This window comes from Oerskovia sp. PE-21s, assembly GCF_056158145.1.
The window spans coordinates 22,623-37,757 of record NZ_JBUXJM010000006.1 but is presented as its reverse complement, the minus strand read 5'-3'; the positions used below and the strand labels follow the sequence as shown (position 1 = coordinate 37,757).

Sequence of the window (15,135 nt, the reverse complement as noted above, 5' to 3'; positions counted from 1 at the left end):
ACCGGTCCCCGGGCGCTACCGGCTGGGCTGCCCGCCGGGACGGACCTCGCGGTCGAGGACCGCCCGGCCCAGGTGGCGCCGCGCGCGGTGCAGCCTCGACTTGACCGTGCCCTCGGGGAGCTCGAGGAACGCGGCCGCGTCACGCGTCGTGACGTCGTGCAGGATGCAGAGGTCGGCCACCTCGCGCAGCGCGGAGGGAAGTGCCGCGATCTCGCGGCGGGCACGACCCGCGAGGCTCGCAGCGAGCACGCTCTCCTCGGCACCGTCCGCCGCCGACGCGGCCCGCCCGTGCATCTGCGCGACGCGGGCGACCAGCCAGCGGTGCCGCCGAGCGGCCCGCTGCTCGTTCGAGCAGAGGTTGGCCGCGGTCGCGAGGAGCCACGGGAGCACCGAGTCACGGACGACCATCTCCCGACGTCGGCGCCACGCCGCCAGGAACACGCCCGAGGTCAGGTCCTCGCACCGCCCCGCGACGTCGTCCCGCAGGCCGCCCGACATCAGCAGCGCGCGGCACAGGCCGTGGACACGCCGCGAGTAGCGCCGGTAGACGACCGCGAACGCCTGCTCGTCACCCTCCTGGACCCGGCTCCAGAGGTCCACCTCGGCCACGGACCCCTCGTCGAACACCGACGACTGCTCACGCATCACTGCCCCCTGGTGCTGCCCGCCTGCGGGTACCGCTCCGCCCCTGCCCGCACGGTGGCACCCCTCGGACCATCGTCACCCGCGGGCCCCGCGCGGGCGAGAGGAAGCGGCCCCGGGCAGCGTCGTTCCCCGGGGCCGCCTCCTCGATGCATCGGACGCGGTCAGCGGGCACCCACCCGGGGCCGGTCGATGTACCCGACGGAGTGGAACCACCGGATGTACGAGTCGAGCATCTCCGCGTCCACCGGCGGGCAGACGATCCCGCTCCCGGCGAGGTGCTCGTCCGCCCGCTCCCGACCGAACCGAGGGAACGTCCCCTCGAAGTAGAGCTCCTTGACCGTGAGCGTGCTCGACGTCGCGATGTTCGTGAAGATCGGCAGGAACGACACGATCGGGTGCTCCGGGTGTGACCTGCAGAACTCCGAGAGGTCGTGCAGCCAGGTGTCGTAGTCGACGACGTCGATCGGGTGGCCGTGCGCCCGCAGCCGCTCGACCATGAGCCCCAGCAGCGCGTACCGCGGGTTCGTGAGGTGGTACGTCTGCCCCTCCGCGGGCCGGGACTGCGCGAGGTGCACCACGGCCTGGGCCAGGTGGTCGACCGGCACGAAGTCCAGCGGCAGGTCGACGTCCGGAGCCCGTCCCATCTCGACGATCGCCTTGAAGAACGCGCAGATCGCGGCCTCGGTGTTCCAGTGGCCGTCCACGGTGCTGCCCGTGATCTCGTAGGGCCGGTGGACAACGACCGGCAGTCCACGTGCCGACGCCGCGCGCAGGATCTGCTCGGCCACCCACTTGCTCTCCGGGTAGCCCATCGACAGCCGTTCGACGTGGTCGAGCGGGGTGTCCTCGGTGACGTGCCGGACGGCCGCCGAGCCCGAGCCCGCCAGCACGGCGATGGTCGAGACGTAGTGCAGCGGGACGCCACCGCCGGCCTCGGCCAGCTCGACCAGGCTGCGCGTGCCGTCGACGTTCGTCCGCCGCAGCCACTCGTACGGGTAGACGAAGTTCACGTGGGCGCCCGAGTGGTAGATCAGGTCGGTGCGTGCGGCGAGCGTCTCCCACGCCACGTCGTCCAGCCCGAGGCGGTGGGCCGTGAGGTCCCCGGGCACGGCGACGACCCGGTCGGTGTCGAGCAGACCGTGGCCGTACCTGCGCTGTGCCGCGAGCACGCGAGCCATGGCGGCGTCCTCGTCGGCAGCGCGGACCAGGCAGCGGACCGTGACGCCCGTGCGGTCGACGAGCTCTCGCAGCAGCGCGGAACCGAAGAACCCCGTCGCGCCCGTGAGCAGCACCTCTGCGGGCGGCTCGGACCGAGGGGCTCGGTCGACCGGGGCCGGTCGGGAGAGCAGGCGGACGTCGGGGCGCCACCGGTCCGTGCCGTCGGTAGCCGGATCGCCGGTCGGGCGCACCCGGATCTCGTCGACGACAGCGGCGAAGGCCGCAGGGCGCGGGTCCGACAGCAGGCCGCGGATCAGGTCGTGGCCGTGGGCGCCGTCGAGCGACAGCGACGACTGGACGCGCGCGATGAGCTGCGCCGCCATGAGCGAGTTGCCGCCCAGTGCGAAGAAGTCGCCGTCCGGGTCGACGACGTCGAGCGCGAGGGTCTCGCGCCAGGCGCGCTCGACGGCCTCGCGGGCGTCCCGTGCAGCGGCCGTCGGGTCCTCCGTCGCGGGGCGGGTCGCGGCGGCCGACGCCCGGTCGGCGAGGGCGCGTCGGTCGACCTTGCCGTTCGTGGTGAACGGGAGGGCCTCGGCGGGCACGACCGTCGCCGGGAGCATGTAGTCGGGCAGGGAAGCGGCGAGCGCGCGGCGGACCGACGCGAGGTCGGGGACAGGCGCGTCGGGCCTCGCGGGAGTGCAGAAGGCGACCAGGACCCGGCTCGTCCCGTCCTCGACGGCCACGACGGCGGCCTCCCCGATGCCCTCGACCGCCGAGAGAGCCCCCTCGACCTCGGTGAGCTCGATGCGGTGACCGCGGACCTTGACCTGGTCGTCGAGCCGTCCGCGGAACGCCAGGAGACCGTCCTCGTCCCGCCGGACCTGGTCGCCGGTCCGGTAGTACCTGACCGGAGGAGCGCCGTCGACGCTCAGGTGCACGAAGCGTCGGGCGGTCTCCTCCGGGTCGCCCAGGTACCCGGCCGCGAGGCCGTCCCCGGCGACGTGCAGCTCGCCGTCCTCGCCCGGGGCGACCGGGGAGCCGTCCGGGGCCAGGACGGCGACCGAGACGTAGGGGAGCGGGGTGCCGATCGGCACGGGCCCCTCGTCGGCCTCGCCGAGGACGTGGGCCACGGCCACGACGGTCGTCTCCGTCGGCCCGTAGCCGTTGACGACGTGCTGGGCCCGTCCCACGGCGCGCGCGGCGAGGGCCGGGTTGAGGACCTCGCCGCCCGCGATCGCGTAGAGCAGGCCGTCGAAGACCTCGGGGCAGGACCGGGCGACGTGATGAAAGACGCCCGTCGTGAAGAAGACCGAGTCGATCTGCGCGGCCCGGAGCGTGTCGCGCAGCGCGACAGGAGCGAGGAGGAGCGACTGGTCGACGATCACGAGGCACGCCCCCGAGAGGAGGGTCGGCCAGATCTCGAGCGTCGACGAGTCGAACGACAGCGAGGCCGCGTGCATGAAGCGGTTCGCGGGGTCGAGGACGAGGAAGCCGTTGTCGGTCGCCAGGCGCAGGACGCCGCGCTGGCGTACGGCCACGGCCTTGGGCGTCCCCGTCGAGCCGGACGTGAACATCACGTACGCGGTCCGGTCGAGGTCGGACCGGACCTCGCCGCCGGCGGCGTCCGCCGCGAGCCCGTCGGCCGGTTGCCCGGTTCGGTCCGGTGCAGCGCGGTCCGGTGCGCGGTCCGCCCCGGTGAGGTTCGGCGCGAGGTCCACGACGTCGACCCCCTCGGGGGCGGCTGCCCGGCTCCCGGCCGGGCGGACCGCGAGGGTCACGCCCGCGGTGTCGAGCATCGCGCGGACGCGCACGGCGGGCACGTTCGCGTCGACCGGCACGTAGGCGGCCCCTGCCCGCAGGATGCCGAGCATCGCGGCGCAGGTCTCCGCGGACCGGTCTCCGAGCACGGCGACGGCCGCACCGGGCGAGACGCCTGCGGACCGGAGCCGGCGCTCGACCTGCCGGGAGGCTTCCTGCAGGTCCCGATAGGTCCAGCGGCCCGTGTCCCACTCGACGGCCGTGCGGTTCGGCCAGGTGTCGGCAACGGCGTCGAAGGCATGGGGGACGGACGAGGCGTTGCGGACCTGCTCGAGGACCGGACCGCTTGTCGCAGAGGGTCGGCCGGTGGGGTCGGTCAGCGCAGGGCGCGGCTCGCGCTGGCTCGTCGTCATGACCGGCCCCCTCGTCGCCAGAAGTGGTCCATCGCGATCGGGTCCTCGGGGAAGGGGCGGAGCTCGGCCACACGTCCCTGCTCGATGCGGTAGACGTCCGCGAACCGCGCGCGCACCTCCTCGCCCTCCCGCCGCGCCGAGTCGACGGCGATCACGACCCCGCCGGCGTCGTCGACCAGCACGCGCTCGACGGCGGCGTGCGACGTGCCGCCGGTGATCGTCGCCATCTGCGCGAAGGCGCCGAAGACCTGGTCGTGGCCGCGGAAGGTGCCCGAGATCTGGGTCCCCCCCGGTATCACCATGGTCATGTCGTCGGCGAAGAGCTCTTTCAGTCGGTCGACGTCGCCGCGGTTGAACGCGCGGTAGACCTCGTCGAGGATCTCTCGGTTCTGGGTCGCTGCCATCAGCTGGCTCCCTGCTCGGTGGACGGACGGGTACGAGGTGTCCCTCGTCCTGGTGGATGTCCGGCAGTGCGGGCGGGGTTCGCACGGAAACGCTCGTCACCTGCCGCCACCTGCCATCACCGCCCCGCTGCCCAGCGCGTAGTACCTGCTTCTCTGGATTCAGGATCCCGTGTACTGTCCGACGCGTGGAGACCGTCACCCTCACGCACACGGCAGCGCTCGCGCGCCTCGGGCACGCGCTGTCCGACGAGACCCGCGCGCGCATCCTGCTCACGCTGCGCGAGGCGCCCGCCTACCCCTCGGACCTCGCAGACGCGCTCGGCGTCTCCCGCCAGGTCATGTCCAACCAGCTCGCGTGCCTGCGCGGCTGCGGGCTCGTCGAGGCGATCCCCGACGGTCGCCGCACCTGGTACCGCCTGGCCGACAGCCACCTCGCACCCGCGCTCGACGACCTGCTCCGCCTCGTGGTCACGGTCGACCCGACGTGCTGCTCGCCCGACGGGTGCACGTGCTCATGACCTCGGTGTCGATCGGTCCTCGGCCGCCCGCAGGCCTCGCGCCCGCCCGCAGGGCCCTCCTCGAGCGCCGCGTGCGCTGGACCGTCTCGGCGACGATCGCCTACAACGTGGTCGAGGCGGTCGTCGCGATCACCGCCGGGCGCATCGCGTCATCGGCCGCGCTCGTCGGGTTCGGCCTCGACTCGGTGGTCGAGGTGCTGTCCGCCGCAGCCGTGGCGTGGCAGTTCACGGCCCCCGACCCGCACCGCCGCGAGCGGACCGCGATGCGCCTCATCGCGGTGTCGTTCTTCGGCCTCGCGGTCTTCGTGAGCGTCGACGCGGTGCGCACGCTCCTGGGGGCCTCCGAGCCCGACCACTCGACCGTCGGGATCGTGCTCGCGGCCGTGAGCCTCGCGATCATGCCGTTCCTGTCCTGGTTCGAGCGTCGCACGGGCCGTGAGCTGGGCTCGGCCTCGGCCGTCGCGGACTCGCGCCAGACGCTGCTGTGCACCTACCTCTCGGCTGTGCTGCTCGTGGGGCTGCTGCTCAACACCACGCTGGGCTGGACGTGGGCCGACCCGGTCGCGGCCCTCGTCATCGCGGCCGTCGCGATCAAGGAGGGCGTCGAGGCCTGGCGCGGGGACGCGTGCTGCTCGCCGGTCGCCGGCCTGCACACCGACGTCGCCGCGGCGCACCACGCGCCGGGCGCACGCCACCAGAGCGGGGAGGCTGCGCCGTCGGGCACGGTCGCTCGCCCGGACGGCGCAGCGACCGCCGCGGACGGCTGCACCTGCTGTCCCGACTGAGCCCGGCTGAGACGGCTCCGATGGCGGCCCCGGACGACCCGACCTACGGTCGAGGAGGACCCGCCCGGACCGGACGGCGTCCTGCGAGTACCAACGACGGAACGAGGCTGTGGTGGCAACACTGACCGTGTGGAAGTTCGAGACTCCCGAGGGCGCGCAGCAGGCGGAGGACGCCCTGCTGGCGCTGCAGAAGCAGGAGCTCATCCAGGTGCAGGACGCGGCGATCGTGTCGTGGGAGGAGGGGAAGAAGAAGCCCAAGACGCACCAGTCGAACAACACGACGGGCATCGGAGCGCTGGGCGGCGCGTTCTGGGGCCTGCTGTTCGGGATCATCTTCTTCATCCCGCTCATCGGCGTCGCGATCGGCGCGGCGTCTGGGGCGCTCGCGGGGTCGCTGACCGACGTGGGCATCGACGACGACTTCATCGACTCGGTGCGGTCCAAGGTGACGCCGGGAACGTCGGCGCTGTTCGTCATGACGTCCGGTGCGGTCATGGACCGCGTGCACGAGGCCCTCAAGGCGCAGGGCATCCACGGCGAGCTCATCCAGACGAACCTGTCGGCCGACGAGGAGGCCAAGCTCCGCGCGGCCTTCGACGACGCGGTCTGAGGACCTCCCCACCCGCGAGACGTACGGCCCCGGTCCTTCGCGGACCGGGGCCGTCGTCGTGGGTCCGACCCACACGCAACCTGCACGTCGGCGCGCCCGGCGCGCTGCCGGATCGGGCGTAGCGTCGAAGCATGTCCGGAAACGACACGCACGGACCGGCTGGAACCCTCCGCAGCGGGGGACGGGGCGTGCTCGCGGAGCTGCCCGGTGCGGCCGCGTGGAGCCCTGTCGAGGAGGTCGCCCCGGCCGACGAGGCCGACGCGACACGGGACTGGGACAACGAGGGCGGGCACGAGCGCGGGCACGTCGCCCACCACCCGCCGGCCTCCGACCAGGAGACCGCGCGGCCGCCCGACGCCTTGTGGCTGACCGGCGTCCTGGCGACGGCGCTGCCCCCCGAGATCGGCACGCCTCACGAGCCCGTCACGTACACCGTCCCGGCGGTCTTCTCCCGGCGGGTCACCCGCGAGGAGCAGGACGTGATCGAGGCAGACGCCCTCCGGCATCGCCTCGCGGACGCCGGCTTCGAGGACGTCGAGCTGAGGGTCTCGGACCGTCGGCTGCTCATCGAGCACACGAGTCTCGCAGCGCTGAGAGGAGGCCTCGCGCACGAGATCGCGCCGACCCTGCGCGACCTCGGCCGGGACCTCGTCGCCGAGCACGACCGCCTGGCGGCCGAGATCGCGGAGCTGCAGAAGGAGGAGGACCGGCGCGCCGCCGCCGTCGTCGTCGAGGCGGAGCAGATCCGCTTCGAGTGACCGACAGCGGTCGTCGAGCGGCCGTCGAGTGATGAGGACCCCATGGACACCGTGCCGAACGATCCCCCCAGAGCGCGACCAGCCGCCCGCCGGGTGACGAACGAGTACTCGGCGCTGGCCCGGCTCGTCCGGGAGACGGGCCTGCTCCGCCGCCGCTACGGGTACTACTGGACGCGGCTCGTCCTCGCGGTGCTGGCCTTCGGGGGGATCTGGGTCGCGGTCGCGTTCGTCGGGAACTCGTGGTGGCAGCTCGTCCTGGCGGCCGCGATGGCCGTGGTCGTGACGCAGATCGCGTTCCTGGGGCACGACAGCGCGCACCGGCAGATCTTCCGGTCCAGGGCCTGGAACGACTGGACGGCCCGCGTGCTCGCGGGCGGGTTCGTGGGCCTGAGCTACGGCTGGTGGCGGACCAAGCACGAGCAGCACCACTCGGCCCCCAACCAGGAGGGCCAGGACCCCGACATCTCGCCCGGCGTCATCGCGTTCACCCCTGCGGCCCTGGCGGCGAGGACGGGGTGGCGGTCGTGGTTCGCCCACCACCAGGGGTGGTTCTTCTTCCCCCTGCTGACTCTCGAAGGCCTGAACCTGCACGTCGCGAGCGTGCGGACCGTGCTGCGCAGGGGATCGGTGCCCCACCGTGGGGTCGAGGCGCCCCTGGTGCTCGGAAGGCTCGCCGTGTACGTGGGGGTGCTCGCGCTGCTCCTGCCTCCGGGGAAGGCCGCGGCCTTCCTGGGGGTGCAGCTCGCCGTGTTCGGGGTGCTGCTCGGCGGGTCCTTCGCCCCGAACCACAAAGGAATGCCGATCGTGCCCCCGGACATGACGCTGGACTTCCTGCGGCGCCAGGTCCTCATGTCGCGCAACGTGCGCGGCGGGTACGCGGTCGATGCGGTCATGGGGGGCCTCAACTACCAGATCGAGCACCACCTCTTCCCGAGCATGCCGCGGCCCAACCTCAAGAAGGTGCGACCGATCGTGCACTCCTACTGCGAGGACGTGGGGGTGCCCTACACCGAGGTGGGGCTGTTCCGGTCGTACGGGATCGTCGTGCGCTACCTCAACCGCGTGGGCCTGCGGGCGCAGGAGCCGTTCACGTGCCCGCTCGCGGCGTCGCTGGGGAGGTAGTGCGCCTCCTCGTCGCGCCCCGGACGCCGGGGCCGTCATCGTGCGGGGCGCCGGGGACGCCCCGTGCTACGAGCGGACGAGCGTGATCGCCTGCGCCCGGTCGCGTACCCCGAGCTTCGCGAAGATCGCGTTGATGTGGGTCTTGACGGTCGTCATGCCGACGACGAGCCGCTCGGCGATCTCGGTGTTGCTCAACCCCTGCCCCACCAGCTCCAGGACCTCGCGCTCCCGGGCGGTCAGGGCGGGGAACCGCCGGGACAGCGGCAGCGAGGCGGACGGGGCGGAGACGGTCCCCACATGCCGCCCGGTCAGCGACCCGACGAGCACGTCGCTGACCGCGGGCGCCAGGAGCGTCTGACCGAGCGCGACCGTGCGGATCGCGTGCGCGACCTCGGCCCGTCCGGCGTCCTTGGTGAGGTAGCCGCGGGCCCCTGCGCGCAGCGCGCCGAGGATCGACGCGTCGTCGGCATGGGTCGTCAGGACGAGCACGGCGGTGGCCGGGTGCTCGGCGAGGATCCGGGTCGTGGCCTCGACCCCGTCGACCCCCGGCATGCGCAGGTCCATGAGGATCACGTCGGGGTGCAGGGTCGCGGCGAGCCGCACGGCCTGCCCGCCGTCGGAGGCCTCGCCGACCACCTCGAAGTCGGGGACGAGGGACAGGACCGTCACGAGGCCGTCCCGCACGATCGCCTGGTCGTCGACGACCAGGAGCCGGATGCGTTCGCCGGTCATCGCAGGGACACGGCGACCGTGACGGTGAACGTCTCGGCGCCGTCGTCGACGTGGACGTCACCGCCGAGCGGGAGGGCGGCGACCCGGGCGCGCATCCCTGCCAGTCCGTGACCGGCCCCCGTCCCGGCGAGGGAGGGGTGGGGGCCCGGCGCGCGGGGAGTGGTGAGCGTGAGGAGCACGCGAGCATCGTCCCAGACGATCGTCGCCCGGACCGGCATCCCGGGGGCGTGCTTGCGCGCGTTGCTGAGCCCCTCCTGCAGCGCCCGGCGGAGCGCGGCCGACTGGCGCTCGTCGAGGGTGCGAGGATCGCCCGACTCGACCAGGCTCACCGTGCCGCCGAGCTCTCGGTGGTCGGCGAGGAGCGCGGCGAGGTCGTCCTCGGGACGTGCGAGGGGTGCGAGGGTGCTGACGACGGAACGCGCCTCCCGCAGGCCCGTCGCGGCCAGCCGTCGTCCGGCCGCGACGCGGGACGTCGCCCCGGCCACGTCCCCCACCTCGAGCAGCGCCTCGATCGCGTCGAGCTGGACGACGAGCCCGCCCAGGCTGTGCGCCAGGACGTCGTGGATGTCGCGAGCGATCCGGGCGCGCTCCTCGAGGGCTGCGGAGCGGACGCGGTCGTGCGCGGCGACGAGCCGCTCGGCCGCGAGGAGCTGGGCTCCGGCGGTCGCGAGGCGCGACTGTCGACGGCTGAACCCGAGCGTCGCTGCGAGCACGAAGATCGCGACCATCCCGAGCACGAGCACCGCGGGGAAGTCGCCGCGGACGACCAGGAACGTTCCCTGGAGTGCGACGGCCGTCGCGGCGAGCCCGATCCCGTAGCCCAGGGGGCGGGCGGGTCGGCCGATCGCCATGACGACGGCCGCGAAGGCGGGGGCGATCGTGAGGCCGCCCGTGGGCACCACGACGAGCGCGCCGCAGACCGTCATCACGACCTCGGCCGCCGTGACGACGCCGACGCGCCGCAGCGGGACGAGCACACGGACGACCCAGGCGGTCACCGCGGCCAGCCCCAGCCACAGGACGAGGGAGGGGAGGGGCTGAGCGGGGGGCCGCGCGAGCTGGGTCACGAGCACGTAGGCGACCACCGCGGCCCCGGCCAGGTTCAGGATCTGCCCGGTCCGGCTGTGCCCGGTGTCGGCCGCGAGGACCTGCTGCCGCAGGGTGGTCTCACCACGGGGCGTCACGGGGATGTCCTCGGCGAGGGTGGGCGTGCTCACCCGACCATCATGCGACCTGCGCGGGGGTGCGCAGACCGGCACCCCGAGCGGCGGACGCACCGTGCTCGCGTTCGACGCGCCCTGCCCGTGCGCTCACGACCAGGACACGGGCGGCTCGGTTGGCCGCGAGGAGCAGCAGGATCACGCCGGCCGAGGCCGCGAGGTGCGCGCCGGCGGCGCCCGCGAGGATGCCGGTCACGAGGCGTGCGACGACGAGCGCGATCCACAGTGCCAGCGCCGCCCAGCCGGCGCGGGCCTCGAGCGTCGCCCCCGCGGCGACCGCGCGGGCCCGACGGCGGGCCGCCACCCCCGGGGCAGGTGCGGCGGCCACGTCGATCGCCCGGAACGAGGTCATCATCCCGATCAGGGCGCCGACGCCGACCGAGACCACGAGCTCGCTCGTGACCACGACCAGGTCGAGCGCGGTCGGTCGGACGGTGATCGCGGACGAGAGCGCCAGCAGCCCGACCGCACCCAGGACCGCGGGGAGCGTCCACATGCGCGCCGAGACCGCACGCCAGGTCGTCTGCCGGTAGCCGAGCCAGCAGAGGACGGCGACGGCGATCAGTGCGGGCTCGAGGTTCTCGGGGTTCACGGTGGGCTCCTGGGGCGAGGCGGGACGACGTCGTCAGCCTGCCCGGTCGGTGCTCGGCCGCACACGGCCCGTGGGTGGAGATCCGGGTGGAGATCCCGGCCGTGGCCGGGTGGAGACGCAGCCTGCGCAGGGTGCGTCCGGGCAGAGCGAAGCCCGGTCGATCAAGGGGGGTGACCGACCGGGCTCCGCGTCCGTGGGGGCGTCAGGCCTTGAGCATGCTCGCCCGGGTGATGACGCCGTCCTGGACCTCGAAGGTGGCGATGGTCTCGCCCGACCCGTTCGAGGTCGACACGATCTCGCGTGCGACCACCCATCGCTCACCGTACGCCACGGAGGCGTCGATTGTGCAATGCACATCGCCCGTTGCAAGGCGGGGGCCGTAGAAGGCGCGCAGCGCGTCCTTGCCGACGATCGGCTCGGGTGTCACGCCGACGACCACGACGTCCTGCGCGTAGGTCGCGACGAATCGCTCGAGGTCGTGCGCGTTGAACGCGTCGACCTGCTCGGTGACCACGGCGTGGGCGGTCGGGTGCTGCGGCATGGGAGTCCTCGTCTCGTGGGGAGTGTCGTGCGGGCCGGTCGGTCAGTCGATGCGGACGCCGCCGTTGACGTCGTACGTGGCGCCCGTGACGAACCCGGCCCGCGGGGAGGCGAGGGACGCGATGACCCAGGCGACGTCGTCGGGCGTGCCGAACTTCCCCAGCGGGATCGAGGACGTGAGGGCCTCGCGGCCCGCGTCGTCGAGCTGGTTCGTGATGTTGCTCGTGACCGGGCCGGGCGTGACCGCGTTCGCGCGGATGCCCTCGGCGGCCAGGAGGCGCGCGAAGCTCCGCGTGATCGCGAGGAGCGCGCCCTTGCTCGCGGCGTAGTGGACGCCGGTCTTGAGCGCGCCCTGCTGGCCCGCGATCGAGGCGACGTTGACGATGCTGCGGTCGACCGGCTCCTCGCCCTCGGGGGCGGCGGCCGCCCGCAGGAGGGGGAGCGCGGCCCGCGAGAGGACGAAGGTGCCGCGCGCATTGGTCTCCATGACGGCGTCCCACTCGTCGAGCTCGATGTCGTCGAGCGCGCGGTAGGGACACATGCCGCCGTTGTTGACCAGGACGTGGAGCCTGCCCCAGCGTCGGGTGACCTGGGTGACGAGCCTGTCGACGGACGTGACGTCGCGCAGGTCGAGGCGTGAGACGTGGCAGCTCGCGCCCAGCTCGGTCGCGAGGTCCGCGGTGGTGCGGGCCCCGAGCTCGTCGTGGGCGTAGGTGAGCCAGAGGTCGTATCCGTCACGGGCGAGCTGGAGGGCGGTCGCGGAACCGATCCCGGAACTGGCGCCCGTGATCAGCGCAAGTCGTCGAGCCATGACGTGAACGCTATAGCAAATTGCGGGGACCGCAAGCGTCCTGTCCAGGGACGCTGGCCGTCAGTTGCTAGATGCTATAGCATTTCGGCTCATGAACCCCGACACCGTCGTCATCACCGACTGCGACCTCCCGGGCACCGCGTGCGAAGACACCGTCACGGCCGCCGGCCTCGGTGTCGTGCGCGGGACGGCCCGCACGGAGGACGACGTCATCGCCCTCGTCCGCGACGCCGCGGCCGCAGGTGCCGCCCCGTCCGCCCTGGTCGTCCAGTGGGCGCCACTCACCGCCCGCGTCCTCGACGAGATCGAGGGCGTGCGCTTCGTCAGCCGCATGGGCATCGGCTACGACATGGTCGACGTCGCCGCCGCGACCGAGCGCGGCATCGCCGTCGCCAACACCCCGACCTACTGCATCGAGGAGGTCGCGTCCCACACCGTCGCGATGGTCCTCGGCCTCAGCCGCGGGCTCGTCGGCTACGACCGTGCCGTGCGCGACGGCGTCTGGGCCGCGACCGCCCCGCGCCCCATGGCCGCGCGCCTGTCCGCGACCACCGTGTCCGTGATCGGCTACGGCCGGATCGGGTCGCTCGTCGCGCGCAGCTGCGCCGCGCTCGGCTACCGCGTCCTGGTCCACGACCCCTTCGTGCCCGACGTCGACGTCGCCGCGGCCGGCTACCTGCCGGTCTCGCGCGAGCAGGCCATCGCCGAGGCCGACGTGCTGAGCCTGCACGCCCCGCTCAGCGAGGCCACCCGCCACCTGCTCGACGCCGCGTCGATCGCGACCATGAAGCCGGGCGCCGTCGTGGTCAACACGTGCCGCGGCCCGCTGATCGACGAGGACGCGCTCGCCGACGCGCTCGAGGCCGGCCACCTCGGGGCCGCGGCCCTCGACGTGTTCTCGCACGAGCCGCTGCCCGCCGACTCGCGCCTGCGCACGCTCGACCAGGTGCTGCTCAGCCCGCACGCCGCGTGGTTCTCGCCCGAGGCCATGGCCGACCTGCCCGTGCACACGGCGCGCAACGCGATCGACTTCCTCGCGGGTCGTCCCGTCGGTTCGATCGTCAACCCGGACTACGCGCGCGCCCTGGCACGCTGACCTTCCCGTCCCCCGACACCTGGAGCAACCCCGTGCAGCACCTGCAGCTCATGCGCCTCGGCCTTCCCGGCCAGGAGCGCCCCGTCGTCCGCACCGCCGAGGGCACCACGTACTCGCTCGACTCCCTGACGCGTGACGTCGACGGCGCGTTCCTCGCGGACGACGGCATCTCCCGGGTCCGTGCGGCCCTCGACGCGGGCGAGCTGCCCGTCGTCGCGGACGCCGACGCGCTGCGCGTCGGCCCCCCGGTCGCCCGCCCCACGGCCGTGGTGTGCGTCGGCATGAACTACGCCGCGCACGCGGCCGAGTCGGGCTCCGAGCCGCCGACCGTCCCGATCATCTTCTGGAAGCACTCCAACACCGTGGTCGGGCCCGACGACGACGTCCTGCTCCCCCCGGGCGCGCAGAAGGTCGACTGGGAGGTCGAGCTCGCGATCGTCATCGGGAAGAAGGCCCGCTACCTCGCGTCCCCTGCGGACTCGGCCGCGCACGTCGCCGGGTACACCGTGTCCAACGACGTGTCCGAGCGCGACTACCAGATGGCCGTCTCGGGCGGCCAGTGGTCCAAGGGCAAGAGCTGCGAGACGTTCAACCCGATGGGTCCGGCGCTCGTCCCTGCCGACCAGGTCGACGCCTCGAACCTGCGCCTGCGCTCGTGGGTCAACGGGGAGATCCGCCAGGACTCCTCGACGGCCGACATGATCTTCGACGTCGACTTCCTCGTGTGGCACCTGTCGCAGTACATGGTGCTCGAGCCGGGCGACGTCATCAACACCGGGACGCCGCAGGGCGTCGCCCTCTCGGGGCGCTTCCCCTACCTGGTCGACGGCGACGTCATGGCCGTCGAGATCGAGGGCCTGGGACGCTGCGAGCAGAAGGTCCGCGACGCGGTCGTGTGATCCCGTCCTGCGCCCGCCGAGATGCTGCTCGTCGTCGCCCCGTCCACCACGACGGCGACCACGAGCAGCATCTCGGCGGGCATCAGCCCGCGAACGGCAGGACCGGCAGCCCCGCGACCCCGGGGACGACCCGGAAGACCGACCCCGCGTCGACCTCGGGCTCGAACGGCTCGCGAATCATGAGCCGTGACGTCGTGATGAACAGCTCGTCCAGGTCCTCGCCGCCGAACGTGCACGCCGTGACGTGCGAGGCGGGCAGCTCGACCACCGCGGTCAGCGTCCCGTCCGGCGCGTAGCGGCGCACCGCGCTGCCGCCCCACAGCGCGACCCACACGCCCCCCTCGGCATCGACCGTGAGCCCGTCGGGCAGGCCGTCCTCGCGCGGGATCTCGACCAGGACCCGCCGGTTCACGAGGGGCTCGGGCGCTCCCGCGTCGTAGTCGAACACGTCGACCCGGCACGTGAGCGTGTCCACGTAGTAGGCCAGCGTCCCGTCGGGCGAGAAACCCAGCCCGTTCGAGCACGTGACGCCCGACAGCACGAGGCGCGCGGCGCCGTCGGGCTCGACGCGGAACAGGGCGCCCGCGCCCGACCGGTCGTCGAACGGCATGGACCCCGCGTAGAACGCGCCGTCCGGGGTGGTCGAACCGTCGTTGAGACGGACCGTCGGGTCGCTCCACAGCTCGGGGAAGGGACGCACGGGGGAGTCGGGCGCCTCGTCGTCCACGAGCGCGAGCCCCCGCTCCAGCCCGACGACGTAGCCCCCCTGGGAGCGCGGGCGCACCATGGTCGCGTAGTCGCCCACGTGGCGGCGGGTCACCGTGGCGTCGGGCTGGAGGGTCAGGAGGTCGCCGGCCATCATGTCGACGAACCGCAGTCCGCCCCAGGTCGGGGACCACACGGGCCCCTCGCCGTGGTGGGCGACTGGACCGGTGATGTTCTCGGCGCGCATGAGGCTATTGTCCCGGACCGCCGCGGGTGACACGAGGCGTACCCTTGACCCCATGACAACGCGCACCTGGTGGTGGCTGCCCTCGCAGCCGTGACCAGTCGTGTCCCCCGAGCTGCCCTCCG

Annotated in this window: 16 protein-coding genes; 7 read left to right on the top strand and 9 right to left on the bottom strand. The window is 73.3% G+C overall.

Annotated elements, in window-relative coordinates; genetic code table 11:
• Positions 1-15: 15 nt before the first annotated feature.
• The 3 genes from ACZDYF_RS12705 to ACZDYF_RS12695 form a co-directional block, all read right to left on the bottom strand.
• On the bottom strand, positions 16-645 hold the full coding sequence (locus ACZDYF_RS12705; RefSeq protein WP_475057277.1) for an RNA polymerase sigma factor: 630 nt from the start codon (positions 643-645) through the stop codon (positions 16-18).
• 161 nt (positions 646-806) lie between these two features.
• Positions 807-3,974, bottom strand: a complete 3,168-nt coding sequence (locus tag ACZDYF_RS12700) for a non-ribosomal peptide synthetase (RefSeq protein ID WP_475057274.1) — start codon at positions 3,972-3,974, stop codon at positions 807-809.
• Entirely contained in the window at positions 3,971-4,378 is a 408-nt protein-coding gene (locus ACZDYF_RS12695) for a nuclear transport factor 2 family protein (protein WP_475057271.1), read from the bottom strand. The genes ACZDYF_RS12700 and ACZDYF_RS12695 overlap by 4 nt, the downstream gene beginning before the upstream one ends.
• A gap of 185 nt (positions 4,379-4,563) precedes the next feature.
• Here ACZDYF_RS12695 and ACZDYF_RS12690 point away from each other — a divergent pair, with 185 nt between their 5' ends.
• The 5 genes from ACZDYF_RS12690 (at position 4,564) to ACZDYF_RS12670 (ending at position 8,171) form a co-directional block, all read left to right on the top strand.
• Positions 4,564-4,896: an ArsR/SmtB family transcription factor gene (locus tag ACZDYF_RS12690; protein WP_204807777.1), complete on the top strand. Its 333-nt coding sequence runs from the start codon at positions 4,564-4,566 to the stop codon at positions 4,894-4,896.
• Positions 4,893-5,681, top strand: a complete 789-nt coding sequence (locus ACZDYF_RS12685) for a cation diffusion facilitator family transporter (protein ID WP_475057266.1) — start codon at positions 4,893-4,895, stop codon at positions 5,679-5,681. The genes ACZDYF_RS12690 and ACZDYF_RS12685 overlap by 4 nt, the downstream gene beginning before the upstream one ends.
• Positions 5,682-5,793: 112 nt before the next feature.
• Entirely contained in the window at positions 5,794-6,291 is a 498-nt protein-coding gene (locus ACZDYF_RS12680; protein ID WP_475057264.1) for a DUF1269 domain-containing protein, read from the top strand.
• 131 nt (positions 6,292-6,422) lie between these two features.
• Positions 6,423-7,049, top strand: a complete 627-nt coding sequence (locus tag ACZDYF_RS12675; protein ID WP_475057262.1) for a hypothetical protein — start codon at positions 6,423-6,425, stop codon at positions 7,047-7,049.
• Between the two features lie 42 nt (positions 7,050-7,091).
• Positions 7,092-8,171: a fatty acid desaturase family protein gene (locus ACZDYF_RS12670; RefSeq protein WP_475057260.1), complete on the top strand. Its 1,080-nt coding sequence runs from the start codon at positions 7,092-7,094 to the stop codon at positions 8,169-8,171.
• A 66-nt stretch (positions 8,172-8,237) separates the two neighbouring features.
• Here the strand turns inward: ACZDYF_RS12670 and ACZDYF_RS12665 are convergent, their stop codons facing one another.
• The 5 genes from ACZDYF_RS12665 to ACZDYF_RS12645 all read right to left on the bottom strand — a co-directional run bounded on the left by ACZDYF_RS12665 (position 8,238) and on the right by ACZDYF_RS12645 (position 12,066).
• Complete coding sequence (locus ACZDYF_RS12665; RefSeq protein WP_475057258.1) at positions 8,238-8,903, bottom strand: response regulator; 666 nt, start codon at positions 8,901-8,903, stop codon at positions 8,238-8,240.
• The gene (locus ACZDYF_RS12660; RefSeq protein ID WP_475057255.1) at positions 8,900-10,120 is read right to left on the bottom strand and encodes a sensor histidine kinase; all 1,221 of its coding nucleotides are present in this window, start codon (positions 10,118-10,120) and stop codon (positions 8,900-8,902) included. Before ACZDYF_RS12660 ends, ACZDYF_RS12665 begins: the two co-directional genes overlap by 4 nt.
• Positions 10,121-10,127: 7 nt before the next feature.
• Entirely contained in the window at positions 10,128-10,715 is a 588-nt protein-coding gene (locus tag ACZDYF_RS12655) for a hypothetical protein (protein WP_400274430.1), read from the bottom strand.
• Between the two features lie 202 nt (positions 10,716-10,917).
• The gene (locus ACZDYF_RS12650; protein ID WP_191791872.1) at positions 10,918-11,256 is read right to left on the bottom strand and encodes a nuclear transport factor 2 family protein; all 339 of its coding nucleotides are present in this window, start codon (positions 11,254-11,256) and stop codon (positions 10,918-10,920) included.
• Positions 11,257-11,298: 42 nt separating this feature from the next.
• Positions 11,299-12,066: an SDR family NAD(P)-dependent oxidoreductase gene (locus ACZDYF_RS12645; protein WP_475057251.1), complete on the bottom strand. Its 768-nt coding sequence runs from the start codon at positions 12,064-12,066 to the stop codon at positions 11,299-11,301.
• A gap of 91 nt (positions 12,067-12,157) precedes the next feature.
• Here ACZDYF_RS12645 and ACZDYF_RS12640 point away from each other — a divergent pair, with 91 nt between their 5' ends.
• On the top strand, positions 12,158-13,162 hold the full coding sequence (locus tag ACZDYF_RS12640) for a C-terminal binding protein (RefSeq protein ID WP_475057249.1): 1,005 nt from the start codon (positions 12,158-12,160) through the stop codon (positions 13,160-13,162).
• Positions 13,163-13,203: 41 nt separating this feature from the next.
• Positions 13,204-14,061, top strand: coding sequence for a fumarylacetoacetate hydrolase family protein (locus ACZDYF_RS12635; protein WP_475057911.1), 858 nt, complete (start codon positions 13,204-13,206; stop codon positions 14,059-14,061).
• Positions 14,062-14,143: 82 nt separating this feature from the next.
• On the opposite strand, the gene ACZDYF_RS12630 is transcribed toward ACZDYF_RS12635, so the two are convergent.
• A complete protein-coding gene (locus tag ACZDYF_RS12630; protein ID WP_475057246.1) occupies positions 14,144-15,013 on the bottom strand; it encodes an SMP-30/gluconolactonase/LRE family protein in 870 nt (289 codons plus the stop codon).
• Between the last annotated feature and the right edge of the window lie 122 nt (positions 15,014-15,135).